Consider the following 25,060-nt stretch of genomic DNA (forward strand, 5'->3'; position numbering starts at 1 on the left):
TCCGGATTGTGCAACGGGCGCTTGCCCTGATACGGTGAAACCGGCGCGAGATTCCAAGAGGTTTCCTCATGTCGATAAGCCGAATTCTGGCCAATGCCGCCTCGGCGTTCCGCCATCAGGGCTGCATTAGCCTCGCAGCATCGCTGGCGTTCTACTCATTCTTGTCTCTCTTCCCGATGGTCTTTCTCCTTCTCTATTTCGTCAGCTTCGTCGTCAGTCAGGACGTGATCGGGTATCAGTTCCTTTTGATCTTTCTCAAAGGCTTTCTTCCCAGCGTGGGAACCGGCCTCGCGGAAGAAATCCGGCGGGTCGCTCAACTCGATGAGGTGCGATGGATCATTTTTTTCATGTTCGTATGGTTCGGCGCATTGGTCTTTTACGAACTGGACTACGCGATGAATATCGTGTTCGGCACGGCGGGACAGCGACACCCGCTCATTTCGACCGCGATCGCCATCGCCTTGGTCGGTCTCCTCGCCGTGCTGCTCATTGTCTCCTATGTGGCTACCCAAACCATTGAACTGCTGACGGCGCACGCGCCCCACCTCTGGGGCATGGACCTTGTCGCGATTGCGGCCCATGACTTTCTGCTCGCCTACACGTTGCCCTTCGCCCTCGCGTTTCTGTCCGTCACCTGCCTCTATCGCTATCTGCCGCACCGGCGCCCGACCTGGCGGGATGCGACGATCGGCGCCATCGTCTTCAGCCTATTGTGGGTCGCCGCCAAGCTGATCTTCACCACCTATGCGGAACAGGCCGCCGTCTACACCCGAATCTACGGCTCGCTCCTCGAAGTCGTGCTGCTGCTCTTATGGGTTTACTACTCGGCCACGCTCTTGCTGGCCGGTGCGGTGATTACACGGCAGTTCCAACTCCATGCGATGCATTCGAGGCCGGAACCTGGGTAATACCCCTCGCCCGCTGTTTTGTCGAGAATCCGCAACCTGCTTGTTTCCGGTCTTTTTCTAGCGGCATCTGCACCCGCCGTATAGAATTCTGTTGGGAACCAGACAGAACCCATCCGCATCGTACTGAGCATGGCCGACGGACCTGAGAAGGACCTCCTCATGTTGGCGGGAACGCTGGCCGGCTTTACGGCGGCGGTCCTCACCATTTTCGAGAGGCTCCTGAACATCCAGGATCGACTGGGACAGCGCAAGGCCAAGCAGTCGCCCGGCACCGACGAACGGCCCGTTGCGTCTACCGCTCCTTCCGGCGGCTCCTTCGAATCCAAGTCGTTTCAGCGAGCCTCGTATTTGTTCCTTTACGAGACGGGCGTCATCGTGGCGGCGGGCGTTCTGCTTAATTATCTCGGACTGACGCTGAGCCGCCATTTGGAAAGCATCCTGTTCCTGGACATGACCGGTACCGCCTTGGCGGCGTTTCTGCTCGGTCCCTGGTGGGGCGCGATCGTGGCGCTGCTCTCGAACTCGGTGGTGAACTGGCTGCTCTATCCGGAGGCGGGAGCGAATGTCGTGATCTTTCCTTGGTCTCTGGTCAACATGGCCGGCGGATTTTTCTGGGGCGTCATGGCACGCCGTGCCGGCTTTCGGCATTATCTGAAGGCCGGCCGGATCTCAATTCTCTCGCATGCCTGGTTCCTCATTACCTTCGGTCTGTTCGGCGCGGTGGTGATGAGCATTCCCGGCACCTGGGTGCAGGCCGCGCTCGGCGAACAGGCGGTCTTCGCGCTCAACCCCGAGGTAGCCGCCGTGTTGGCGCGCTTGGTGAGCCAATGGGAAGCGGCGGTGCGCGAATACTTGCAAACGTGGGTGGGACTGACCTGGAGCCAGCATCTCGGCTGGACCATCGTGAACTGGTTTCAGAACTGCATTCGCTATATTCCGGATAAAACGTTCAGCGCCGCCATTGCGCTGGTCGTGCTGAAGTACAGCTATCCGTTGTTTGAGCGCGAGTTGGTGCACGGCGGACCGGACGGGGAGCGCATCCCGGATGAACGGATCCTACCACTGATGCTCGGCTTATTTTACGCGCCGTCCTGCGCCGCGTTGATAACCGGAGAACTCTATAGCGGGTCATCTTACTGGCCGCTCTGGGCGGCGCCTTGGCTGGGCATCGTGGGAGGCTATGTCATATTGCGGCGCAACGAGGATCCGGCCGCATCCCCGCACGAGTTGCGGACGCTGCGTGCGGGGCGGTATGCAAACGCGCTGAACCTTCCCGACAAAGAACCATCGTACGAATTCTGCCGGCGGTTAACGCTGATGACCTTGATCGCCAGCCTCATCTTCGCGCTCTTCCTGCCCCTCTTGCTGGTCGATTTCTACCGGGTGGCGTTCAATTTCTTCTGCGTGGTCTATGGCTTTCTGCTTGTCGTCCACCTGCTTCGAGTCGCCATCCTCCAGAACCTGTCGGCGGCGCGGATAAACGATTAGAAATGAGGAATGAGGAAGTGGGAATGAGGAATGAAGGCGTTCTTCATGTTTTGCGTCCCGACGGGTAAACTTCTGCGAAGTGCGCGATGGCGGCCCGAGTAATCATTCCAACCACCAATCCATGCTCGACAACGATGAGACGTTCCACCTCCTGCTGAATCATCCGGTCCACCGCTTCCATCGTGGAGAGATCCGGACCGACTATCAATCGTTCGTCCGCCGGCCGCATGACTTCATGAATCCGGCTTGACGTCCATCGTGAGACCGGCACCGCTTGGACATCGGCGACGGTGACCAGTCCAAGCAACCGTTCCTCTTGCATGACCGGAAACCCGCTGTAGCCGTAGGGCAGAAAATATCGGTTGACCGCTTCTTCCAAGGTGAGATCCGGCGACAGGGAGACCACCGTCCGCACCATCAATTCACGGATCGGAATGGCGGCCAGGGACGCGCGCATGGCCGCTTGCCGCCGACTGCCCCGCGCCGCTGCAAAAAGAAACACACCGAGGAGGATGATCCAACCTCCGCTGCTCGCCAACTGGCTCGATAATGAGCCGGACACGGCCCCGATTACCAACAGCGCCCCGATCAAGCCGAACGACAACCCGAAGAGGAGGCCCAGCATTGCGGCTTGACCGGTCGCCCGATAGAAATCCTTGGTCCACGCCCACAAGCCCGCCCGCAAGACACGGCCCCCGTCGAGTGGAAACCCCGGCAGCAGATTGAACAGCCCGAGGTTGGTATTGACCACCCCGAGGACGGCGCCCAGTGCGATCAAGCCCCGGAATGTTTCTCCGGTTGATGATGCTTCTGCAAGCGCGACAAGTCCGAGACAAATCCCGGCAATCACCAAGCTCACAATCGGACCGGCGATGGCGATGAGAAATTCGGCGCGCGGGTTCGGCGGCTCCTTACGCATCTGGGCGACCCCGCCAAAAATAAATAGCGTGATTTGCCCGATCGGAATTCGATATTTGAGCGCCACATACGAATGGCCGAGTTCGTGCAAAAGGACTGATCCGAATAGAAGGAGGGACGCTACCGCCCCCATCGCCCAATAGCGAGGAGCCGATAGTCCGGGCAGGGCGTCCGGCAGATAACCGGTCGCCAACCCCCAGGTCACGAACCAAAACACGAGCAGCCACGAAATATGGATGCGGATGGGAATCCCGTAGATACGGCCGATCTGCCAATCAGGGCCTTGCATAGATGTCACCGTAACAGGGCCTCGGCACACCGTCAACTACCCTAATTGCAGCAACAGTGTTCAGGAATCACGCGGTGGGGTATACTTCCGCCATGCGATTGCTTCTTCTCGCATGCGCGGTGATGACGTTCGGCCTATGCCTCTTCCTCGGCTCGGGTTCGGCCGAGGAACGCGGGATCGTGACCGCTGGTCCCCGGACCTGTCCCGCCGTGGCTCTGACCTACGATCTGTGTCCCGTCCAAGGCAAGCCGGGATTTGACGCGGAACTGATCGATCTCTTGACGAGCCGTCGAATCCCCGCCACTTTTTTCATGTCCGGAAAATGGATCACGCGGCACGACGCCGACGTGAAACGACTCTTGGCCGTGCCGTACTTCGAAGTGGGAACCCATGGCAATGTACATGCGCATCTACCTCTTCACGACGCTGCATCCCAAACAAGGGAGATTTCCGGACCGGTCACCCTGCTGAAGTCGGCTTATGGGCATCAGGCGAGACTCTTTCGGCCGCCGTATGGAGAGTTCAACGACGCAACGGTCGAAGTGGTGAAGTCATTGGGGTTGGAATTCATTCTCTGGACGATCAAGTCGGGCGACCCCGATCCCACTTTGAGCGCCGGATCAATTGTCGCGCGTATTAAAAAACAACTGAAGCCGGGCAGCATTATTGTCATGCATGCGAACGGCAAAGGCCGCCACACACGAGAGGTCACGCAGGAATTGATTACAACGGTCCTGCCTGCCGAGGGACTCAAAGCCGTGACCGTGACCGACCTGCGCTCATGCAACCCGGCGATCGATTAGCGTCCACCGTCAGGCCCATGCAACCGGACGATCGCGCCGCGGCAATCGCATTGCTGGCCGAGTCGGATCCCTGGAAACGGTTAGGCTACCCTGTCGATTTCTGGGATCGCCTGTTTGCCCCCCTTCCGCAGGGCCGTGACAGTCTGGTGCTGACGCGAGGCGGACAGATCGCCGGAATTGCCGTTTTACGCCCGAAGTTTCTTGTAGGCGATTACCTCGAATTATTGGCCATTGCGCCCGGCCTGACGGGACAAGGGCTCGGCGCTCGTCTATTGAGCCATCTCGAATCCCTGGTGTTCGCGCGCGCAAACAATCTCTTTGCCTGCGTCTCCGACTTCAATACCGGCGCGCGACAGTTTTATCGTCGCCACGGTTTTCAAGAGGTCGGTCCCCTTCCAAATTTGCTCGTCCACGGGTCGACGGAAATCCTTCTCCGAAAAACGGTCGGTCCACTGACACGAACCCGGGCGTGAAGAGAGATCCGGTCCATCACAACTCCGCCATACACTGTTAAAAGTCTTTACATGTTTTGAACGTATTTCCGGACGAGCGGCTTTCTGCAATGGCATGCAAATTGCGCCATGGTAGACAATCAGAAAATGTCTATACTAGCCGCACGATTCAGATAGACAACTTGGGCCCAAGGAGAGGCTGCATGACACGACGCACAACTTTGTGTTTGATGGCAGCAATACTCACCCTATTGTCTTGGTCTTATCCTGTCGCCTGCTCGGCGCAGCCGTCGAAGACCGATAAAAACGGCTCGGCGACTCAAGCCCCTGCTAATAAGGACAGCGCGACTTCTAAACCTCCAGCCACCACCCCTCCAGAAGTTCCAACTGAAGGAGATCGTGAAAAGGAGGCGGAAGAGGTCAAACGTTTACAGGAATTCTATTTGCGCAATCAGAGTGTTTTCATAAAAAAAGGAGAGTATATCGTCGAATTCACCGCGTTCTATAGCACGGACACCAGGCAAGAATTTATACCGATCGCACCGGGCCAGTCGACACTCATCAATACCACAAGACGCTTTTTCGATGCATCGCTCTTTGGCCGTGCGGGTATCTTCACAGATGGGTTGGAACTGGATGTCATTGTGCCGTTCCTTGTTCATGCCGACCAAGAGATTGATCTTGTGTCCGGCCGTACCAGGTCTTCTACGACAGGATTCGGCGATGCCGCCGCTGCATTGCGCTATCAAGTCTGGTATGAGCGCGGTGCCAGGCCGGGATTGATTATTGACATCGGCGGCAAGTCGACGTCCGGCGGAACCGGCCTGCGTGGAACGGACAATATCAACCTCGGCGGCGGTATCACGCTGCTCAAATCAATCGACCCGGTTGTGTTTTTTGGCCGGGTCGGATACACAGAAACCTTGCCCCAGGGTGGACGCAACTTGGGTAATATTTTCGAGTATAGTGCAGGAATGGGATTCGCGTTGAATGATCGAGTGGCGTTCAACATGCAACTCATCGGTTCATACATCGGCAGAAGTAAGATACAGGGACAAACCATTGACGGATCGAGTCTGGAGATCGCCAGCCTCCAATTCTCGAGCACGATTCTCATCACAAGAAAACTGTTTATTGAGCCGATCGTGGTCGTCGGCATGACAGAAGACGCGTTTAACTCTACAATCGGGATCCGGGTCCCTTACAGGTTTTAGATGGAACCAGGCTGTTCAGACACACCGAGACGATTTGGCTCGCCGGTATTTCTGGGAGCGGGTGTACTCATCGCGTCTCTATTCTGCGGATGCGCCGCCTCACGTGATGGAACATCGTCGGCCGGCTCACCCGAGCCTCTCGTGGTGCGGCATTCGCTCAAGGAATTGCGCGACCGCTATGTCGTGAAGCAGGCCCTCGACTATTCCTGCGGAGCCGCGGCCCTTGCAACATTGCTGATCTATTATTATGGAGACATAACATCCGAAGCGGAAATCCTCAACATGCTCAAGGAACATCTGACCCCTGAGGAATTGGCCATCAAGACCGAACGCGGCTTTTCTCTTTTAGATCTGAAGAAAGTGGCCCAAAAAAGGGGATATCGAGCGGCCGGCTTCAGGCTGACGCCCGAGCAGCTTACGCGGCTGGTTGCCCCGGTTATCGTGTTTGTCGAACCTCTGGGCTATAAACATTTTGCCGTTCTTCGTGGTGTACGGAATGGAATGGTTCATCTCGCAGATCCAGCCCGGGGAAATCTACGCATGCGGATCGATCAGTTCGCGGGATATGGAAATGAATGGGAAGGAATTATTTTTGTACTCGGCAAGACAGGAGAAGAAAAAAGCACCGCCCATACGCTTTACCCCGGGGCATCCTACACCGACTATCAGCCACAGTTCATAGGAGTCATCGATATGTTGGATCAAGCGCAGAACATACGGGCGTTGCCGATGAGATAATGCTTGAGAGTTGCTGGTGAGAAGCGGGTAGGAGATCAAGAGAGGCGACCGAAGCCGGAAGGAACCTCCCTTGACCTCCGTCTCGTGCAGCGTCAGCGGACGCGGGCGACATTGCTCTGAGTGGCGTCATTCATCTGATTAATAGAGCCGTTGCGATGGCCGCCGATGTTCAGGTTGGCCTGGTCCAGCCAATTTGACTGGCTGATTTGCACGGACCGAGAACTATACCCACAACCACAATCGTGGTGGCGTGTATAGCTCATACCTTCCACAGACTTCAATTCCTGATCGGACATCCCCTGCAGAGCGTTGGAATTCTGGGTGGTCAGTTCGCTGACAGCATACAATTCGACCGTCTCATTGTCGGCTGCGAACGAAGAAACTCCGAAACCAAGCGCGATTCCCACAACACCAAGCATAAGTAGGCCTTTCATGGACACCTCCTTGTTGTTGATATGAACCTCACCGACCACTGTGCTGATCGATCGCTAAGTTACGCTGCTGGACTACAGAACCGAACGCATCAGGAACTAGCCGCTCCTTTATCAATGCATTCTCAACATGGTCGGTGGACTCCCGATCATAGGGATGGACAACTCCTGGATAGCACGAACGACGTCAGGCGAGACCGACACAAGATTCTGAAACGGAATGGCGTTCAAGAGCGTATGAGACGAAACGGGGAATGGAATAATAATGGTTATCGTCCGTCCTCCGTTTTGCGTCACCACCCTCGTTGTGCCGTCCGGTTGTGCAGTAATACTGATGTTCGGGATTTGGGGAAGGCTGGTGACCGGACTATCAGACTGATGAAGCGGCGTTCGAGCAACCACGACAGGCTGCGGTCCGTTTGATTGTGTACCGCCTTGAGTTTGCTGTACGACTACGGTGGTGTCCCCGCTCGACTGCACGTTTGTAGTAGACGATTCTCTGGTAGTGGAGCCTGATTGATTCATTGTTTGTCCGGCCAATATTTGATTGAGGATCTGGGTCACCTGGCTGCTGATCGAAGGATTGGAAGAAACTCCCGTCGAATGGATTGGGAAGCCAAACTCCCCTCCGATGACTGAACCCAATTGGCTGTCGGACATCTCTAAGAGAGTGGTTTCTTCTCCGTCTCCTAGATTTAGATCCACCAACGCATCAAATCCTTGTGAATTATCGGCTGCTGCCACGCCCATCGTTCCTGCTTGAAGTCCGAGGGCGACAATAATCGGTCCGCTTATCATCCACACACGGTTCATGACAGGCCTCCGTATCCGCTTCGGGGTTCATATCTATCTCCATGGCTATTGGATTCATTGCCGGTGCTTGACCGGAGGTTTGACCCTACGACTTGCCGATCCGGCACAAAGTTAAAATTAGGGGCGCAGGTGCTATTTCAGTTACCGAAGACTGTCGTTCCGGCTGCGAAAAAAGCCGCGTCACCGGACCGAGGCGTAATTGCTTTGATACGCGTAATTCCCCTGGTATACGTCGCCGCCTTTCTTGCCTCCAAAGTTGAGGTTCCCCTGACTCAAGGAATTGCTCTGATATATGCTGGTCCAGGACGAACTGCTTTTTCCGTAGCAGCCACAGTCCATGTGGCGGGAATAACTCATGCCTTCTACCTTCGTGAGCTGTGCATCCGTCATGGTTTGGAGATTGGAAGCGGTCTCAAGCTGGCTGACCGCATAGAATTCTTGCACGGTATTGTCCGCGGCAAGCGCCGAAAAGCCAAATCCAAGGACGACCGCCATAACGCTCAGAAAAGCTAATGTCCTCATAAAGATACTCCTTATTGATAGATGTTTTGCCTCCGCACCATACTTGAGCCTGCGCCCCTAAGCACGAAGCCCTCAGTATGTTAACGACCACCTCTAGAGCCACCGGTGTTATTGATCGCCGATGCAAACGACGACTGATCAATATTTCGTCCGAGTGCAATGGACACTTGATTGATGATATTGAATTGAGCGATCGGCGCGATCGCTATGTTTACATTGATCGACGGGCATCCCAAGCAAATCCCCGCTCCTTCAATCGAATCCAGGCTGCTGTCGGACAGCGGCGTCAAGGACTCTCCTTGACGGTCTTCTCCAATTTCGCTGATTGCCATAAATGGATCAGACCCGTCATTCTCCGCCATGACCGGTGTCCCCAACAAAGACAGACCAAGCGCTATCGCGAAATAGTGGTTGCGCGTCGTCATACTGTCCTCCGGTTAAAGGCCCATAAAGCGCTCACGTTGCCTCTCGGCAAAGGTGTACGTGAGCCTTCACTCGGTCTATGCCTGCAGTCTGTTATGCAAATGGAGACACGTCTCGTATCGGTTTAATGACTCGGACCGCTCTTTATAAAACTTTTCAGTGGTCTTCCAATTTCCAAGCAGAGCTCACCGATCAATTGCTTTAGCCTACGGTTCTCCTCTTCGAGCTGATGGACGCGATGGCTGTTCCGATACTTCTTGCTGTTGTATTTCGCCTTCCAGACGTAGAGCGTTGCGCGGCTGATCCCGTGCTCCCGACTAATCTCGGTTATCTTCCGGCCTGCATTGAGTTCCTTTACAATAGATGCAATTTTGTCCTCTCTGAACAGACCTCTTGGCATTGCCTGCTCGCGCGAATCGCTTCGGACCATCGGTTCATGGAAGAAAACATTCTGCACGACACGGTTCGCAATTTGTATGCCGCTCCGACAATAACCGTAAGTACTATTCGCTGGCCTGGGATTATATGAGTGAATTAGCGCTTTCGGAATTAGCAGTATTGTGTTCGTCCCAGAAGAGGTCGGGAAGCGGGATGAGAGGGTGTAAAGAAGGCGGACGCCTGCCGTTCTGACAGAATCCATGACGTTAAGAAATCACTTCTCTTGTCCCAGAATATTTGCATGGCATCCGCTGTACAGGTCACGGGCCGGGTATACATCATGTAGGCAGGGGTGAATGGGGCATCTGGAATGCGAAGGCGGCCGGTTTGTACATCTTGTCTGTCATTGATGTGTTTAAGAGGATCTGGCTGGAAAGAATCTTTACATATGTCAATGCATGCAAACACTTTGGTCAGCCTTACGCACCGCGAGCGAAAAGGAAAAGCAGGCTGCCATTGCAATCGTGGAAAAGGCTAGATCGGCACAGAATGGATCGGAGGAGATACACCGTATTCGGCGTACCTCCTCCACAGGAAGGATCAGCGCATGGGTTGCGCTGTCAACGAGGCGTTGTTGTACTGGAACCCGTTGTTTGTCTGGCTGATGTGGTTGCCGATTGCCACGTTAAGTTGGATGAGGAAATTATTCTGACCGGGCGGTGAAATTACCCCCCCACCACGAAAGAGGTCGGTGAGAAATCTATATAGAAAGTACTCGAACATCAGCTTTCGCATTTCCCGGGCCCCATTGTGATTGCTCCAAGGGTTGAATCGAGAGCTTCCTTCGACGGTCCCAAGCTGCACATCCGATAACGGTTTCAATCGTGCAACATCGCCCTTCACCGACCCCAAGTTGCTTAGCGCATAGAAGCCCGACGGCGCTTCATCGGCCGCCCACGCGGGGCTCGCCGCTGCGCAGAGAAACATGGCCAAAAGAGCTGTGCCCACATATCGCATATGGTCCTCCAGGTTATTGTGAGCTGCAAATCACATCGCCGCCCGGGTCGTCTGTGAGGCCGACTAAACACGTGTATAGACACTATCTGGACACAGAGGGTGAATCAGACACGTTTTCTCTTCCCTGCTTGACGTACGCGATATGCTTAATCCTTTTGGCAAAGCCCATGCTTTTGTAATAGACGATATAGGGTAGGCCGACTAATCCCGAGTTCCTTCGCGGCGCGACTTAAATTCCACTGATGGAGGGCGAGCGCCTCCACGACAATATGACTTTCCAATTGCTGCCGAGCTTGCTTCATCGAAAGACTTGCCGGCGGGACATCCGCAATATTCTTTTCTGAAAGATTCAAGTCATGGGCGGTGATGTCGGGGTGCTCAGCCATGACGATCGCATGCCTGATCCTGTTTTGTAGCTCCCGAATATTCCCGGGCCATGAATGATTGCGCAGAGCCTGGACTGCATCGGAGGTAAATCCGGAGGTCCTTTTGTTCAGTTCCCCGCTCAGGCGTTTAAGAAATACCATTCCGATCAGGAGCGCATCGTCTCCCCGGTCGCGCAAAGCCGGGAGTGTCAGATGCACTCCACCTAGCCGGTGGTACAGATCTTCACGGAATGTTTTATTCGCCATAGCCTGATTCAGGTTTGCATTTGTTGCCGCAATGATTCGGACATCAAGTTTGATTCTTTGGCATCCGCCAACCCGTTCGATCGTTTGATCCTGCAGAAACCGCAGCAGTTTGCACTGAGCCGATAAAGGAAGCTCTGCAACCTCATCTAGAAATAATGTCCCGCCTTGTGCCAATTCCGCCTTGCCGTACTGGCGTTGCACCGCACCTGTAAACGCGCCCTTTTCATGCCCGAATAACTCGGATTCCAGAAGATTCTCCGGGATAGCCCCGCAGTTAATCGGAATAAACGGGCCGCTCTTCCTTGAACCATGCTCATGGATGGCCCGTGCGGCCAAGTCCTTTCCCGTTCCACTTTCCCCGATGATCAACACCGGGAAATCGGTGGCGGCAATTTTTCTGATCGCTGCGAAACACTCTCGGATACTATCGCTCGTACCAATCATTCCACCTAATCGCTCTGCATCGTCGACTGCTCTGCCGCCGAGTTCCAAATCGCGAAGCGCGCCGGCCCTCCGGATAATGCATGTGAGAACATGTGGGTCAACGGGTTTGGGAAGCACGTCATGGGCTCCAAGCGAAAGAGCCTTGACTGCGTGTTCCCGCTCAACCAGACGGGTATATACGATGATTTTACCGAGGCATCCATGCTTGCGGATATCTTGCATCAAGCTCAAGCCGGTGTCAGGCCGTGTGACTGTCGGAGGCAATCCAAGTTCGAGCACGATGACATCAGGCTGCCACTCAATACAGAGTGTCGTCGCCGTGGCAGGGTTTTCAGTCGACCAAATATCAAATTCATCCTTGGACATGACTTCCAAAGTCCGTTGGATGGCGATATCCGAATCAATGAGCAAAACCTTCCGTCGTGTCATTGCAATCCTTTCCCTACAAGACGACATCGTCTATTCGAATGTCGCCCAAACAGTTTTGGAATTGCATTGCCCAACTTTGCACCCGTGATGAATGGAATTCGTCAACTGTCTCGAAACGTGTCAGTTGACAATCTTAAACGCCGTAGACAAGTACGCACCCCGAGGCCATCAGGTGTGTTACTTAGTATTCCATGGAGCATAGGCTCCCATAAAGCAGTGAATGATTCGTCCGTCTCTACAAGGGAGCAGCGGGAGCACTTCATCGCTTGCGTGCAGCGTCTGGACGTATGCAGAGCAGATGAACGGATTCATACCGACTGAGGCGCATTGATTCGGCGAAGCTGCGGCAATATTCCCACGCCCTTCAATGAGTCCATACAGCCCTAGCTAAAAACACTAGCCTGAAACTATGCTTTAAGATGAATAACTTATACATCGCCGAAAGTATGAAATCGGCATCATAGTTTGTACTACACGTGTATACCACAACAGACTACATCAAATCATTGCATTATTTGCTTGACATAAAAAATGTCCAGCTCCGAGCGGAACTACTGGGCATAATCTGCACGTGTTTTGTCTGTCAACCTATTGCCCATGAGCTCTCACAGTTTTCATTCAAACGTCTCAGATACTTCCCGGATCACAGCCTCAAATCCTGGTCTCTTGAAAGACCCTACCTGCGTCTCTTGAGGAGAAACCCCGATCGCGCTAGGATTCGACTCTACCGTCCATAGTCGTGAGTCGCGATAGGGTCTACAATAACGAGGGAACAGGATCTGTGTTTTCGGAATGACTTACGTATAGGTGGCCTATGCAATTTCACAGTGCCCGTCAATTGTTTCTCGTAGTCGCTCTCACAATCATCTGCGCATTCTATGAATCCGTCCCGATCGCCCTGGCTCAGAGCGGTGGTGGAGCAGCCGGAGGGTCGGCTGGTGGAACAGGGCCCGGCGCAGGAGGCGGATCCGGCGCCGGACGTGGGACGGGCAAAGCCGTCGTGCCGAGCAGCAAGGACCCGGACGCGAAGTCCGTCAATCCGCAACTCCCTTCAGGCCAATCCCAACAACGTGACCGCGCACAGAGACTTGAGCAGCAACTCCGACAGGGCCCAGTCAATGCCCCTTCGCCACAAACAGAAATGAGCGACCGGCTGGATCAGTTGTACAAGAATCCGCCGGCCGGGCCATCGGGCACGGGTGAGAGTGGTAAATGACGGAACAACCCCGCCCCATGAACAGCCATCACAACCTCACCGCTCAAACGCCATTGAGGCGCCTTCCATGAATGCCATGAATTCGCGGCCAATCATCCATTCGAATGAGCCGAACCGATCCCTTCCGCTTGAGTACCATTTTGGCGACAGCTACAATCGGTTTTCTTCGACTCGGCAGAGGATTGGGACCGATAACTCGCTAGAGATTTACAACGGAGTCCAGAATGAAATGGTCGTTCCCTTTTCAAGCAAACACGCAGGTTCACTCGGCTCACCGGCCGGTACTGTCGAGAAGAGAGGCATCGTGGACGCTTGCCGCGCTTCTGGCTGTCGCGGTGTTGATGCTCACGGTCCATGGATGGACCGGCATCGCCAACGGGCAAACCGGCTCGACGGCCGACGGATGCCGCCTTTTACCGATCGCTGAGTTGGAGTCACATTTCGGTGCACAAGCGACAGCTGTCCGCGCCTCTGAAAGTCTCGCAGGGACGGTGTGCTCGGCGGACCTTCCGGATCGCGGACAGGGGGCCGAACTCCTGAGTAAGCCGCCAGGGCCCGGCGCTCCGACCATGGAGGAGCGACTGGCCGCGCTAAGGCGCCCGCTTGAACTGCGAGGCGCCCAGATCGAGAACTTCGGTTCCGTGGCTTGCTTTACGGATCACACGAAGATCGCGGGCGCCACGGTCTTCACCGCGACCTGCTTTCAGGAAGCAGGGGGCTATCTCAGCCTGTCCCTGCGCAGCAATGACCGGCAACGTGTGTCGGTCGAAGCGGCCAAGGAACTCCTCAAAACCGCGGTTCTCAGGCGTGAATGAGAGCGGTACGTTACAAAGAGTGATGCGTGTGAAACACCTCGATCCTTGTCCATCGAGCCCGAATTGCGTTTCAACGCTGGCACATGATCAGCAACATACGATTGCGCCGTTCCGATACCAAAAGGACACCGCCGAGGCACAAGCGACGCTGAAGCGCCTCGTTCTCGAGCTGCCCCGTGTCACGCTTGCCGAAGAAGAGGAAGCCTACCTGCACTTTGAATTCACAAGTCTCTTGCTTCGCTTCGTGGATGATGTTGAGTTCCTCTTCGATGCGCAGACCAAGACGGTTCATTTTCGTTCCGCCTCTCGAATCGGCTACGGTGATTTCGGCGTCAACCGCCGGCGGATGGAAGAAGTCAGGAGATTGATCGAGGGGAAGATTTGACGCGGATCGCGCAACGAGGTCCGCGGCGCGAAGCATCCGGCTGGTGGCGAGTAGAGTGAACCGCGTTGGATACACTCCTGTATCAAGTCGGATACGACAATGAAATGCTGGTATTTCAGAGCTTCCATCCAACTGCTCGCGTAAGTATCTGCACCTGCCCCATTTAAAAACCAACCATTTCCCTTCTCATCCCGTCACTCATCGGCACATGGTTTGCTCAATTAGCTCGGCGGCTGAAGCCGTTGTGCCCGAATCCTGCTTCCCGTCCTGATTTACGGTTCAGGTGTGCGGAATGAAGCACGATAGTTCGGCTGAGCGCTGACGATTTCGGAAACGGCAGAGAGTCGCTGGATCGCCAGATGGGTGAGGGCGGCCAGATTGAGATCGAGCAATGCCTTATCCGCCATGCGATTGGTATCTATCGCCAGCAGCAGACGCTGGCCTGAAACCAATTGCTTGGCGGTCAGTGGAATGCCGGTCATGGTTTCGAGGCGCGTCACGATGGGAGCAAAATCCGTCAAGTCCGGCACCGACTGCCTGCTCGCCTGCATGGCAAGGCGGTGGCCTTCGGAGCCGGGGTCGAATTGAATGATAATTTCGCCGGGCACAAACGGAGCGGAGGAGGCTGCGACCGACGGCATGACCATGAGACCGGTCGCGAAGAGCAACCAGGCCGGGGTCTGATGCCATGCGGTGTGCATCGCGTTGGTGTCCTGCGGGTGAGCAATCAAGACCGTTCTCCACACTATACAGGAAAGGAACGCCGCCATGAAGACGAGGACTCTGCTGATTGTGCTCACAGCAACGGCGGGTTTGTGTACGGGTGTACCGGTCTTTGCGATAGACAAGGCCGGCGGCAAGGGGCAACGGACGTTGGAAGGCAGCTCGTCCGAAAAGCCTCGGTTCGTGCCCGGCGAAGTGATCGTGAAAATGAAGCCGACACGCAGCTTGGATGCTCCAGCGGCTGCCGGCCTGGGTGTCGAAGAAGTCGTCCAACAGACGTCCGGCGGAGAAAAAGTGTACCGCATCCCGTCATCGACACGCAGCACGATGAGTGACAAACAAGTGACAGATCGGACTCTGTCCGCAGTTCAGGAATTCCGGGCACGGGACGATGTCGAATATGCGCAGCCGAATTGGATCAAGCGTATCGTCGCGACGCCAAATGACGAGCGATTTCACGATCAATGGCACTACCGGAACAACGGCGCCGGCACCGGCCTTTCGGCGGGTGGGATCGGACTCCCTTCGGCGTGGGATCAGACCAAGGGCAGTCATGATGTCGTCGTGGCGGTGGTGGATACGGGGATCCTACCGGACCATCCGGACATCACCGGTTCCCCGAATCTCCTGCGGGGACATGACATGATTACCGATCCGAAGATCGCCAACGATGGAGGAGGGCGGGATAACGATCCGAGCGACCCCGGCGATGCCGTCGGGGCCGACGAGTGTTCCCCAGGCGATCCCGCGTCGCCCAGTAGTTGGCACGGGACGCATGTGGCAGGAACAATCGGCGCGGGGAGGACGAACAATGGTATCGGGGTGGCCGGAATCAACTGGAACACGAAGGTGATAGTCGTCCGGGTACTGGGGAAATGCGGCGGGACCACGGTCGACATCAATGACGGGATCCGTTGGGCGGCGGGGTTGGATGTACTGGGCGTCCCGAAGAACATGAACCCGGCGCGAGTCATCAATATGAGCCTCGGGACACCACCCGGCGTGTCCTGTGATGACGATCCGGCGACGCAATCGGCCATTCGGGACGCGGTCGAGGCGGGAGCGCTTGTCGTCGTCGCCGCCGGGAACGACGCCGTCGATGCATCGCAGGTTTCGCCGGCCAGTTGCGACAACGCCTTCACCGTCGCCGCCAGCGACGCCCGCGGTCAGCTGGTGAGCCGGTATTCGAATTTCGGCCCGCTCGTGAAAATCATGGCGCCAGGCGGTGACCGGCAGCGTGATGACAATGGCGATGGTCAGCCCGACGGTGTCCTCAGCATGGTGAAGGATGGGTATGCCTACTATAACGGGACCTCCATGGCCGCCCCTCATGTAGCGGGCGTGGCGGCGTTGATTATTTCCCAGAATCCCGAAATGATTCCCGGTCAAATCATGGCAAGGCTCCAGCATGACGCGTTGCCGCGTGATGCTGCTCAATGCCCTAATCCGTGCGGCGCCGGCCTCTTGCAAGCGAAGTTTGTCGATCCTCTCCTTGTCGATGGAGAGGTGATTCCGCTACAGATTATTCCACCCGCTCCACCGGCCACCTTAGGAACCATTCAGAAACCGGGCGAGAAGGATCTCTATGAATTCCAGGTGGCGATGGAGAAGAGGTATCTGATCGAAACACAGGGCGGGACCGATCTGTACATGACATTGTTTGGGCCTAACAGCCCGACGGCGAAGGTCGCCGAGGATGACGACAGCGGAGAAGCATCCAACCCAAAGATTGTGCAGGCCTTGAAACCGGGCGCCTACAGAGTTGAAGTTCGTCACTATTCGCCGACCGGCATAGGAGACTATCGCATCTGGGTTCGACAAGACGAACCATGACGAACCGGCACGCTGCGTATTGTTGTATTTCCGCAGTTCGTAGTACTGGTCACCAGCATCGACACATGGGCCTATGGCGAAACGGCGCTATCGCAGTCCGTTGGAAGGAGAACCTATGGAGCACAACAATTGGACGGTCGTCATGGCTCTGATCACGGCATGTCTTGTACTCGCGACACCCCCTCCGGCGCGATCCGAGATCACCAAACATTTCGGTATGTGCGACGCATCCGCCGCCGTGCCGGTCGGGCCGGCAATGTTCGTGGTCGCAAACGATGAAGACAATCGACTGCGCGTGTACCGGCGCGACGATCCCGGCGCACCGGTCTCTTCAGTGGACCTTACGTCCTTTCTCAACGTCGGTCCGAAGCACCCAGAAGCCGACATCGAAGGCGCTACCCGAATAAGGGATCGCATCTACTGGATCACCTCGCATGGAAGGAACAAGAATGGCAAGCCGCGCCCTAGCCGTCACCGGCTGTTCGCCACAGAGGTCAAGGTCTCCGGTGACCAGGTCACTATTGTCCCTGTGGGTAAACCATACAGGGATCTGCTCAAAGACCTTACCGCGTTACCATGGCTGAAAGAGTATCGATTGGGTGACGCAGCGGAGAAACCGCCCGAAGAAGAGGGGGGCCTGAACATCGAAGGGCTCTCCGCAACCCCGGACGGTGCCTTGTTGATTGGCTTTCGCAACCCCGTCCCCAATGGGAAGGCGCTTCTCGTTCCGCTGAAAAACCCCAAGCAGGTCGTCGATGGGAAAGCGGCAACGCTCGGGAGGCCGATCTCACTGTCGCTCGGCGGTCTGGGCATCCGCAGCATCGAGTATTTTGAGGTGACGGGCAAGTATCTAATCGTGGCGGGTCCGCCGGGCGATGACGGGGATATCCACCTATATCAGTGGTCAGGTCCTCCTTCGGAAGAGACGGAACCGGTTGCAGGAGTGAATTTCAGCAGTCTGCATCCTGAAGCGTTGATCGTGTACCCCGAAGAGAAGAGTAGAGTCCAAGTCCTTAGCGATGACGGCTCGGAGAAGATCAACGGGAAGGATTGCAAGGACGAGGACGTCGAACCGACGCACAAATATTTCCGGAGTGTCTGGATAAGTCCATAGCAAAGGACTTCACGTGAACCGAATCCGGCAGCAAGCGTCACTCGCTGCGGGTCTGCGTAGATAGAAGCTCATAAGTAGTGCCGCAGGTAAAATGGGTACGGACGAGGACCTGTGCCTTACCCTGAGTCTGTACCTTGTGGGTCGCAAGAACAAACGCTTCGGCTTTCGGTCGGGCGCGCCGTTTCTTCATTCGCTTCCCTTTGGGTTTCGCCAGGATGATCGCGTTGTGTTGAAGCAGCGTGCGAACGAATGCCGTGGCCTCCTCTCTGGTTGCGCGCTCCTCCGGGAGCTGCCCGAGCACCGCAGCCCGCGACCCACTCTCTCCGATGAGGACAGGTTCCGAAGCCACTACCACCACCTTCTTGAGCCGCTTGTCCAGCGCATCGAGCCGCACAGGCCTTTGATGGACAGCTTTGGCGATGGTCTGTCCTCCAACTGTGATCCGGACCGCGGGCAATGTCGCTTTCGTCGAACCGCGAATTCGTTTCAACACATCCCGCTGCGTGGCGGTCGCGAGCGTGGCCTTCCGGAGGTCTCGTGTAAAACGAGGGGCCTCGCCCGCCAAAGCGACGGTCGGCGCGAGCATGGCGGAACTTCCCAGCAGGACGTTATGCGCTGCAAAGGCGTCGCGGATGGACTGATGATTGGTGCCACCATTCAGCTCCGTGTCAGCCAAAATCATCGCACGACCGACGGCTTGAAAAAACCGCATGGCCTCGGGGGCGGTCTTGGCCGCTGCGATCAGGAGCCTGCCGGCGGTGAGCGCAGCTCTTCGCAACCCGGCGGTATCCCGGGATGAACCGGTGTCGAAGAGGTTGCAGACCATGTCATAGAAACAGCCGGTGAACACACGGCTGAAGCTGTGAGGCTCTGAGGTCAGTTCAGCAGCCGACCCGATCGTCGGCAGGTTGACGGGAAACTCCCACTGCCAGGTGTTCAGCGCGCGCCGTGGGAGTGAGCTGGGATGGCCTGTGCCATGTTCGCGAAGAACGCCGTCCGCTACGTCCTCGGCCAGCGATTCAAGAAAGTTGGGTTGCCGGAGCGCCGAACCATTGCGTAGCAAAGCCTGTCTGGTCTGAGCATCACACCAGCCGACGAGGAGGGCGAGGCAATCTCCAAAGGCCTCATGGAATGCCGCCACCTCGGTATAGGCGCTGCCCCACAGGTCCGGCCGGATCGCGTCGAGCAACGCATGGCCCACTTCATGCGCCACTGCATCGGTGCTGGCGCCGGAAGCCGTCGTCTTTGATCCCGTCGTCCAACGTGAAAAGGACAGCGCCGTCCGGTCGTACGATGCATTCAAGCCTTCGCCGCGGTCATGGTTGAGCGTTAACAGATTGACGCCATTCGCCCAATGTGAGAGCGGCTGGGTGACCAGAGCCCAAGTCTCCAATGCGGCCAACGCCGCCTCACGACATTGCCAGAAGAGAAACTCCGGTGTGTCCCGCGCATAGTGGCCTTCCGAAATTGCAGCGGCATAGCTGAATCGCGCCCGGACCGATAAAGGATCCGGGCGCGGCCGCTTACGACGAGGCCCGAGCGGGCCCCCGTCCAACGGATCATTTTGGATGAACATAATGGCCATAGAGGACCGCGGCTCAGTCCCTCCACGTGTCACTGGCCGTGCGGCGTGTGAGTCACGCTCAAGTTGTACGAGGCGGCGGAAAAGCCGTGTGCCATGACGAAGGCCTGGGTCTTCCCGGCCGGCACATCGAGCGCGCAGGCTTCCTCTGCTCCGGTCAGATACGGCCGGCAGGCGTAGCCCCCAGCTACACGGGTCGGAGTCTGCCCGAACTGTACGTAGAGATCCGGGTCGCCGGATGCCGTTCCGGCTCCGGTCATTTTGACCTCAAACCGAGTGCCGGGTGTGACGGCGAACGCAGGATAGGCTTTCTGCTCGTCCTTGGCCACCTGCTGATTCGTGAATGTCTTGGTCTGGGTGGCGCAGGGTTCCGGTTCTGAACCAACATCAGGGCATGAAATACCGGACCCAGGAAGCGCGCCATATAAGCACGCGGCCCCCCGCTTGTCCATATCGGTGAGCTTTAAGGTCCAATCGCCGCCACCATTGCACTGAGGATAATGCATGACCGAAAACTTGTCGTAGTCCGTCAATGGACGCCACTCGGTGTCTTCGAAGCAAGCACCCGACTCCGGTCGCGTATGTTCATGCCGGAAGCCCAACGTATGTCCGAGCTCATGACGGAGGATGCCGATCAACGTCAACTTGCCGTTGGGATCGAGTTGAAAACTGCTCTCGTCGACCAAGACGTTGCGGCTTGCGCGAGCGTCATTCGGGAAAAACGCGCGGGCCAGATAGTCCCCGTTCACATTGACCGGACGCACGTCGAAGACCACGTTCGGATTGGACGCGTCGCAGGTCGCATCCTGCGACGCCACATGCATATACTTCACGTCAGAAATCTCTTCCCACGCGCTCCCGGCTGCGACCATTTCTGCGACCATTTTCGTGTGCCGGTTCCCAAAGTCGGTGCTCACGCAGTAGGTCAACTGTTTCTTCTGGGTGCTGTTCCACACCGTGTCTTGTCCGCCTGCCCGGTTGACCACGAGGTTGGCGACGATGTGCTTGCCGGCCTGTGTTTTGACGCGACTTTCGAAAAACTCTTGGAGGTGCTTCCTATCCACGATGGGAGTGTCGCCGTCAACAAGATACTTCCCGCCCGGCCAAGGCTCCCGATAGACGGACCGTTCGAATTCTTCGAACGTCTTGTCCTTCCAATAGTCCCGCTTCTGCGCCGACGTCGTCTTCATCCGGACCATGGCACTTTCAACCGCTTCGGGATCAGCCTTGACGGTGCCGGACGCGGGGCGCATCTTCGACCCCTGAAGCTTGGACATCATGCTCGTGGTCGTTTCGCAGCCGGTGAGCATGAGACAGAATGAGACACTGGCGGCGGCTAATGTTCGGACAATGCCGGCCGGAGGTGTCATGGTCATCTCCTTTCGATTGAAGTGAGTGAACGAAGACTGCTTCGGTGGCGTTCAGCGTTGCAAACAGGGTTCTTCGACCACATTGATCAGATCGATCCCCTGAACCATCTCACGAATCTGTCGCAAAAAATCCTGTTTCGCTGATTCATCGCGCAGGTCCACGCAGACTCGCGTCTCTCCCTCCAACCCGATCCGTGTTTGCCGCCACTCTTGGACCGTTCCCCGCTGTTTCCCGGTTTCAGCGAGACCGCGCACGTCTTGGAGCACCAGCCGGGCCGCTTCAGGCACGCCCTTGCCGCGTGAGAGCCCATAGATTGCGACGCTATGCTGACCGAGCACGGGCGCTCCTTCGTTGACCGGCTGCGCCGATGATGCGGCGCAGCCGGTATAGGTCATCCAAGCCGCTGCCACGACCACGGCGACGACCCGCATGGAAACTCCCCAAAGAACTTTTTCCTTGTCTACAGAGTGAACCAGGCGACGCATCAGCGGAACCTCGTGACTGGGGTGAGCAAAAGATATACCAGCCGTTTAAGAACAGGCAGAATCGACATAACTCCTCATGGCAGCGAGGAATCTCGGCCCTCCCGGTAAGTCCATACGCATCCCACTTCCTCCCGTGGGTGTATCCGATCGGATTCGATCCGGTATCGTTTTAGATACCCACGTATTATCGCTTACCCATGGATCGCCGTCGGATCCTCATCTCGCTGATCGCACCTTCTCCAATGCAATCAATCGCTTGTCACGATCGCCTGGCCTATGAGCCACAAGCGTGTGCTCTGGCATGATGTGTGATCTCTTTGCAAGTGGATGGTTTAACAACTGATCAGGGCGCAGAGAACTAATGCGGCAATTGCGAGACCGGAGATTGCCATGCCGAAAAATATCGTGATCTGTTCAGATGGCACCGGCAATTCAGCCATTAGACGATTTCTGCCGGCGCCAGAGGGTTCGGACTCAGTCGCAACGTGGAGCAACTGTATAAAGAGTTGGTCCGCATCCACGACCCCGGCGATCGCATCTTTCTCTTCGGCTTCAGCCGCGGCGCCTTTACCGTGCGGACGCTCGCCGGTCTCATTGCCGCCTTCTGCCGGCCGACGCGACGTAATCGCGACCGCCACGAACAATCGCGGAAAACAGACAGCCATGCTGACGAGGACGAGAGGAGTTGAAGCGGCGCTTCGCGCCGCCCATGCCGGAGAAGAAAAACCACTGGCCACCGCGCCCTGGAGACTTTGGGTCGCCGTCGGGGGCTTCGCCATGGCCTATGTGCTGATGTTCTACGCGGACCGCCGCATGAGTTCGGTCCTTTCGCAATTCTGGCATCGGACGCATCTGCACCTGCGCGATGCCTTGAAGCAGGCCCGCATGACGGCGCTGGAATACAGACGGGGAAGAGACGAAGGTGGGGTGACGGATGGCTGACGTTTTCTTAAGTTACGCCCGAGAAGACCGCAAACTTGTGCAACAGATTGCAAGCGCGCTGGAATCACAACGGATCACACGAGGTTCTTAGCAACCATTTGGAGGCGGCCATTATCACCGTGGCTCCCCCCACTGCCACCGACCAACAGCAGTTAAGTGACGCACTTTCCACTTTGAGCACTGAGATCAAAAAGGATATGAAGTGGTCCGCCGCATTTAAACTGACGAGGGACATTCATATTGCCGCACAGAGCATTCAAGCCAACATGACCGGCCGACAAAACCGCATGATCGCTTAATTTGTCATTTTTGCATGTGCTTGAAAGACTCGAGCATAGCCATGATTTCAGCGTAGCTCGTCATCGAGTAATGCTATGCTGCAGATGGTTGAGGGCTGCAAAGGTGGCCGAAACTCTACGAATTGTCGACGGCGCGTATTACCAATTTCTCGATCAGCAGATCCAATCGATGGCCGGGCAATCATCAGACTTGGAAACTCGGGCCGAGGCCACGGTTCGGAAGCCGGACCTTGCGCCACAGAAGAAGACGCATCAAGGTCATTCGAGTCGCTTTTCTCCCGACTCTTGCGGTATCTTCGGCGGCAAAGGTCACGGCGCTCGGCGGAGCGCGTTCCATGGCGATCTCTGAGGGAGATAGATGACATCAGTGAACCAACAACGGCCGGTTGCGCGCCTCTTTCTCCCGCCCCTTCGATTCCCTCTTAGACGATTGTTCGGCCTTCGCGCGGTCCTGCCTTGGCTCGTGATTGCCGGCCTCGCCTCCGGCTGCTCGTTCAAACCCAAGGGCGGCATAGTGGAATCGACTGAGACGTACGAGGTGGTTCTGGACGACTCGAGCACCGACGCGGGCCTTTTCAATAATCGCGGCACCATCAAGATGCAGAATGACGACTTCAAAGGCGCGATTGACGATTTCCTCGAGGCCGTCAAGCGCAATCCCAATGAAGCCAGCTACCTCGAGAACCTCGGCTGGGCGCAAGCCGGGGCGGGGAACTTCACAGAGGCGGTTAAAACACTCGGGCAAGCGGTCGCCCTCAAACCGAATGATCCGGAGCTCTACTGGAAACGAGGCGTCATTACGGGGCGCCTGGGAAATCACCGGGCCGCAGTGGAGGATTTTACCAAGGCGTTGTCGATCGATCCCAAACTGGCAAAGGCCTATCGCGATCGTGGATGGGAACGAGCGACCTTGCGTGACTGGACCGCGTCAATTGCCGACTCAACCGAAGCCATTAGCCTCGCGCCCGACGACGCGCTCGCCTACGAAAATCGTGCGGCCGCTCTGGCCGGCGCCGGCAATTGGAAGGGCGCCGCCGAAGATTACACGCGCGCCTTGGACAAGAGTCCACATGACCATGAGATCTATCTCATGCGTGCGGAAGCGAGAGGAAACGTGAACGATCTGTCCGGCGCAGTTGCCGACCTGGACCGGGCCATTCGCATGCATCCTGATGCCGCGAAAGCTTACCAGTTGCGCGGCGTGATCAAACAGCGGCTCGGCGACAACCGCGGTGCCGATGAGGATTTCCAAAAGGCCAAGACATTGAAAAACCCCTGACCGTGAAGGACACAGGACGATACCAATTTCTTTTCCCATTGAATTCATCTGCGGGTTTCGGCAGAATTGGCGTATGCGACGGTTCTCAACTCTCCTACTTGCTGGGTTCTGTACTTCTCTCTTGACCGCTTGCGTCTCAGTCAAGGTCAATCCGCTGGTGCCGGCGACATTCGAGCCGCGCCCCGGCAAGGCAGCGGTGGCCACGCTTGATCGCGAGCCGGACCAGAGCCACGTGGAGATTGCCCGAATCATTGCCACGAGCGAGCATGTCAGCGAGGACACCCTTCGGGACAAAATTCTGGCCCGGGCAAAGGAATTGGGCGCGGATGCCGTTGTCCTCGGTAAAGCCGATGTTCGTCATTTCTATGGACAGGGCCCCAGCTTTCAATCCACGGCAGGCCCGGCCGGTGTCAGTACAAGCCCGTTCAGCGGCGGCGGCTACTGGAACCCGTTCCGCATGGATGCCTGGACCTTCATGCAGGGAGCCGGAGGCGGCGAGAGTTGGATGTTGCACCTATCCGGTGTCGCGATTCGTTATGTGTCGGAAGACGAACGGCGCGCCCTGGAACAAGAAACTCAAGCGGCTCAACGACATCCTCCCCCACCCGAGCAATAGTATGGCCGGATCGCCCGATCCCTATCGGTCGGCCTCGTGTCTCCCTCTCCTGAGAAGTCCGGATTGGCACGATCCAAACGAGCGCACTATAATGGGCCGGCAGGTTGTTTTCCTGTCCATGGGTGCCGATGGCGTCTCCGTTTGATGAGCGACCGGCTCAACTTGAATTAGCGGGACTCAAACGCGCCCTTGAATGGACGCAAATTCAGCGGGAGCAGCTTCTTGATCGGCTTGATATGCTGCGGTTGGAAAATCAACGGCTGCACAGTCGCGTTGAGGAGCTGGAGCAACAAGTGGCCGAGATGAAACAGCAACAACCCCTCTTCTAGGCGTGTCTCGTGAAGGTCCGCGACGCGACGAATAATGAGGCCCACGGCGGGAGGAATAACGAGCGCCACGTTTGTGCGCGCCGGCGAGTGGTGAGCGGGCAGTGTCTTCGGATTTTCTGCGGACGGGCGCGAGCCGGTGAACGCCCAGTGTCTTGAACAGCGAAATCTTGAA

General features: G+C 56.6%; 28 protein-coding genes. 15 read left to right on the plus strand and 13 right to left on the minus strand.

Features of this window, described 5'->3' with window-relative positions; genetic code table 11:
* The first annotated feature begins 68 nt into the window (after window positions 1-68).
* Together ACWGXE_RS19360 and ACWGXE_RS19365 are read left to right on the plus strand one after the other, a co-directional pair.
* Window positions 69-908 (plus strand): YihY/virulence factor BrkB family protein, encoded by an 840-nt coding sequence (locus ACWGXE_RS19360; RefSeq protein ID WP_447599712.1) that lies wholly within the window; start codon window positions 69-71, stop codon window positions 906-908.
* Between the two features lie 159 nt (window positions 909-1,067).
* Window positions 1,068-2,396 carry a hypothetical protein gene (locus tag ACWGXE_RS19365; RefSeq protein WP_447599714.1) on the plus strand — a complete coding sequence of 443 codons (1,329 nt, stop codon included), beginning with the start codon at window positions 1,068-1,070 and terminating at the stop codon, window positions 2,394-2,396.
* A 43-nt stretch (window positions 2,397-2,439) separates the two neighbouring features.
* On the opposite strand, the gene ACWGXE_RS19370 is transcribed toward ACWGXE_RS19365, so the two are convergent.
* Window positions 2,440-3,603, minus strand: a complete 1,164-nt coding sequence (locus tag ACWGXE_RS19370; RefSeq protein ID WP_447599715.1) for a site-2 protease family protein — start codon at window positions 3,601-3,603, stop codon at window positions 2,440-2,442.
* Window positions 3,604-3,677: 74 nt separating this feature from the next.
* Here ACWGXE_RS19370 and ACWGXE_RS19375 point away from each other — a divergent pair, with 74 nt between their 5' ends.
* The 4 genes from ACWGXE_RS19375 to ACWGXE_RS19390 all read left to right on the plus strand — a co-directional run bounded on the left by ACWGXE_RS19375 (window position 3,678) and on the right by ACWGXE_RS19390 (window position 6,810).
* Window positions 3,678-4,406 (plus strand): polysaccharide deacetylase family protein, encoded by a 729-nt coding sequence (locus ACWGXE_RS19375; RefSeq protein ID WP_447599716.1) that lies wholly within the window; start codon window positions 3,678-3,680, stop codon window positions 4,404-4,406.
* Window positions 4,385-4,879, plus strand: a complete 495-nt coding sequence (locus tag ACWGXE_RS19380; RefSeq protein ID WP_447599717.1) for an N-acetyltransferase family protein — start codon at window positions 4,385-4,387, stop codon at window positions 4,877-4,879. Before ACWGXE_RS19375 ends, ACWGXE_RS19380 begins: the two co-directional genes overlap by 22 nt.
* 182 nt (window positions 4,880-5,061) lie before the next feature.
* Entirely contained in the window at window positions 5,062-6,072 is a 1,011-nt protein-coding gene (locus ACWGXE_RS19385; protein WP_447599718.1) for a hypothetical protein, read from the plus strand.
* 141 nt (window positions 6,073-6,213) lie between these two features.
* The gene (locus ACWGXE_RS19390) at window positions 6,214-6,810 is read left to right on the plus strand and encodes a C39 family peptidase (RefSeq protein WP_447599720.1); all 597 of its coding nucleotides are present in this window, start codon (window positions 6,214-6,216) and stop codon (window positions 6,808-6,810) included.
* Window positions 6,811-6,902: 92 nt separating this feature from the next.
* On the opposite strand, the gene ACWGXE_RS19395 is transcribed toward ACWGXE_RS19390, so the two are convergent.
* From ACWGXE_RS19395 to ACWGXE_RS19425, 7 genes are all read right to left on the minus strand, one after another.
* Window positions 6,903-7,244 carry a hypothetical protein gene (locus ACWGXE_RS19395; protein ID WP_447599721.1) on the minus strand — a complete coding sequence of 114 codons (342 nt, stop codon included), beginning with the start codon at window positions 7,242-7,244 and terminating at the stop codon, window positions 6,903-6,905.
* 111 nt (window positions 7,245-7,355) lie between these two features.
* On the minus strand, window positions 7,356-8,054 hold the full coding sequence (locus tag ACWGXE_RS19400) for a hypothetical protein (RefSeq protein ID WP_447599723.1): 699 nt from the start codon (window positions 8,052-8,054) through the stop codon (window positions 7,356-7,358).
* Between the two features lie 180 nt (window positions 8,055-8,234).
* On the minus strand, window positions 8,235-8,576 hold the full coding sequence (locus ACWGXE_RS19405; protein WP_447599724.1) for a hypothetical protein: 342 nt from the start codon (window positions 8,574-8,576) through the stop codon (window positions 8,235-8,237).
* An 80-nt stretch (window positions 8,577-8,656) separates the two neighbouring features.
* Complete coding sequence (locus ACWGXE_RS19410) at window positions 8,657-9,001, minus strand: hypothetical protein (RefSeq protein ID WP_447599725.1); 345 nt, start codon at window positions 8,999-9,001, stop codon at window positions 8,657-8,659.
* 122 nt (window positions 9,002-9,123) lie between these two features.
* The gene (locus tag ACWGXE_RS19415; RefSeq protein ID WP_447599726.1) at window positions 9,124-9,639 is read right to left on the minus strand and encodes a transposase; all 516 of its coding nucleotides are present in this window, start codon (window positions 9,637-9,639) and stop codon (window positions 9,124-9,126) included.
* A gap of 338 nt (window positions 9,640-9,977) precedes the next feature.
* On the minus strand, window positions 9,978-10,394 hold the full coding sequence (locus ACWGXE_RS19420) for a hypothetical protein (RefSeq protein WP_447599727.1): 417 nt from the start codon (window positions 10,392-10,394) through the stop codon (window positions 9,978-9,980).
* A gap of 146 nt (window positions 10,395-10,540) precedes the next feature.
* Window positions 10,541-11,899 carry a sigma-54-dependent transcriptional regulator gene (locus tag ACWGXE_RS19425; RefSeq protein ID WP_447599728.1) on the minus strand — a complete coding sequence of 453 codons (1,359 nt, stop codon included), beginning with the start codon at window positions 11,897-11,899 and terminating at the stop codon, window positions 10,541-10,543.
* Between the two features lie 814 nt (window positions 11,900-12,713).
* Between ACWGXE_RS19425 and ACWGXE_RS19430 the strand changes: the two genes are divergently transcribed.
* From ACWGXE_RS19430 to ACWGXE_RS19440, 3 genes are all read left to right on the plus strand, one after another.
* The gene (locus ACWGXE_RS19430; RefSeq protein WP_447599729.1) at window positions 12,714-13,115 is read left to right on the plus strand and encodes a hypothetical protein; all 402 of its coding nucleotides are present in this window, start codon (window positions 12,714-12,716) and stop codon (window positions 13,113-13,115) included.
* Window positions 13,116-13,339: 224 nt separating this feature from the next.
* Window positions 13,340-13,930: a hypothetical protein gene (locus ACWGXE_RS19435; RefSeq protein WP_447599730.1), complete on the plus strand. Its 591-nt coding sequence runs from the start codon at window positions 13,340-13,342 to the stop codon at window positions 13,928-13,930.
* A gap of 22 nt (window positions 13,931-13,952) precedes the next feature.
* Entirely contained in the window at window positions 13,953-14,315 is a 363-nt protein-coding gene (locus ACWGXE_RS19440; RefSeq protein ID WP_447599731.1) for a DUF1499 domain-containing protein, read from the plus strand.
* Between the two features lie 272 nt (window positions 14,316-14,587).
* Here the strand turns inward: ACWGXE_RS19440 and ACWGXE_RS19445 are convergent, their stop codons facing one another.
* Entirely contained in the window at window positions 14,588-15,046 is a 459-nt protein-coding gene (locus tag ACWGXE_RS19445; protein ID WP_447599732.1) for a hypothetical protein, read from the minus strand.
* Between the two features lie 37 nt (window positions 15,047-15,083).
* On the opposite strand from ACWGXE_RS19445, the gene ACWGXE_RS19450 reads away from it, so the two are divergent.
* Together ACWGXE_RS19450 and ACWGXE_RS19455 are read left to right on the plus strand one after the other, a co-directional pair.
* On the plus strand, window positions 15,084-16,871 hold the full coding sequence (locus tag ACWGXE_RS19450) for a S8 family serine peptidase (RefSeq protein WP_447599733.1): 1,788 nt from the start codon (window positions 15,084-15,086) through the stop codon (window positions 16,869-16,871).
* A gap of 115 nt (window positions 16,872-16,986) precedes the next feature.
* The gene (locus ACWGXE_RS19455) at window positions 16,987-17,985 is read left to right on the plus strand and encodes a DUF3616 domain-containing protein (protein ID WP_447599734.1); all 999 of its coding nucleotides are present in this window, start codon (window positions 16,987-16,989) and stop codon (window positions 17,983-17,985) included.
* A 37-nt stretch (window positions 17,986-18,022) separates the two neighbouring features.
* Here ACWGXE_RS19455 and ACWGXE_RS19460 read toward each other — a convergent pair whose 3' ends face one another.
* From ACWGXE_RS19460 to ACWGXE_RS19470, 3 genes are read right to left on the minus strand one after another with little or no spacing between them, the layout of a single operon-like run.
* Window positions 18,023-19,570, minus strand: a complete 1,548-nt coding sequence (locus ACWGXE_RS19460) for a hypothetical protein (protein ID WP_447599735.1) — start codon at window positions 19,568-19,570, stop codon at window positions 18,023-18,025.
* Window positions 19,571-19,599: 29 nt separating this feature from the next.
* Window positions 19,600-20,937 (minus strand): matrixin family metalloprotease, encoded by a 1,338-nt coding sequence (locus tag ACWGXE_RS19465; RefSeq protein ID WP_447599736.1) that lies wholly within the window; start codon window positions 20,935-20,937, stop codon window positions 19,600-19,602.
* Between the two features lie 51 nt (window positions 20,938-20,988).
* Window positions 20,989-21,423, minus strand: coding sequence for a hypothetical protein (locus ACWGXE_RS19470; protein ID WP_447599737.1), 435 nt, complete (start codon window positions 21,421-21,423; stop codon window positions 20,989-20,991).
* 485 nt (window positions 21,424-21,908) lie between these two features.
* Here ACWGXE_RS19470 and ACWGXE_RS19475 point away from each other — a divergent pair, with 485 nt between their 5' ends.
* The 4 genes from ACWGXE_RS19475 to ACWGXE_RS19490 all read left to right on the plus strand — a co-directional run bounded on the left by ACWGXE_RS19475 (window position 21,909) and on the right by ACWGXE_RS19490 (window position 24,559).
* Window positions 21,909-22,112 (plus strand): phospholipase effector Tle1 domain-containing protein, encoded by a 204-nt coding sequence (locus tag ACWGXE_RS19475; protein WP_447599738.1) that lies wholly within the window; start codon window positions 21,909-21,911, stop codon window positions 22,110-22,112.
* Window positions 22,087-22,365, plus strand: coding sequence for a hypothetical protein (locus ACWGXE_RS19480; RefSeq protein ID WP_447599739.1), 279 nt, complete (start codon window positions 22,087-22,089; stop codon window positions 22,363-22,365). Before ACWGXE_RS19475 ends, ACWGXE_RS19480 begins: the two co-directional genes overlap by 26 nt.
* Window positions 22,366-23,022: 657 nt before the next feature.
* Window positions 23,023-23,943: a tetratricopeptide repeat protein gene (locus tag ACWGXE_RS19485; protein ID WP_447599740.1), complete on the plus strand. Its 921-nt coding sequence runs from the start codon at window positions 23,023-23,025 to the stop codon at window positions 23,941-23,943.
* Window positions 23,944-24,016: 73 nt separating this feature from the next.
* Window positions 24,017-24,559 (plus strand): hypothetical protein, encoded by a 543-nt coding sequence (locus tag ACWGXE_RS19490; protein ID WP_447599741.1) that lies wholly within the window; start codon window positions 24,017-24,019, stop codon window positions 24,557-24,559.
* A 167-nt stretch (window positions 24,560-24,726) separates the two neighbouring features.
* Here the strand turns inward: ACWGXE_RS19490 and ACWGXE_RS19495 are convergent, their stop codons facing one another.
* The gene (locus ACWGXE_RS19495; protein WP_447599742.1) at window positions 24,727-24,957 is read right to left on the minus strand and encodes a hypothetical protein; all 231 of its coding nucleotides are present in this window, start codon (window positions 24,955-24,957) and stop codon (window positions 24,727-24,729) included.
* Window positions 24,958-25,060 lie beyond the last annotated feature (103 nt).

The organism is Nitrospira sp. Nam80, assembly GCF_965152575.1.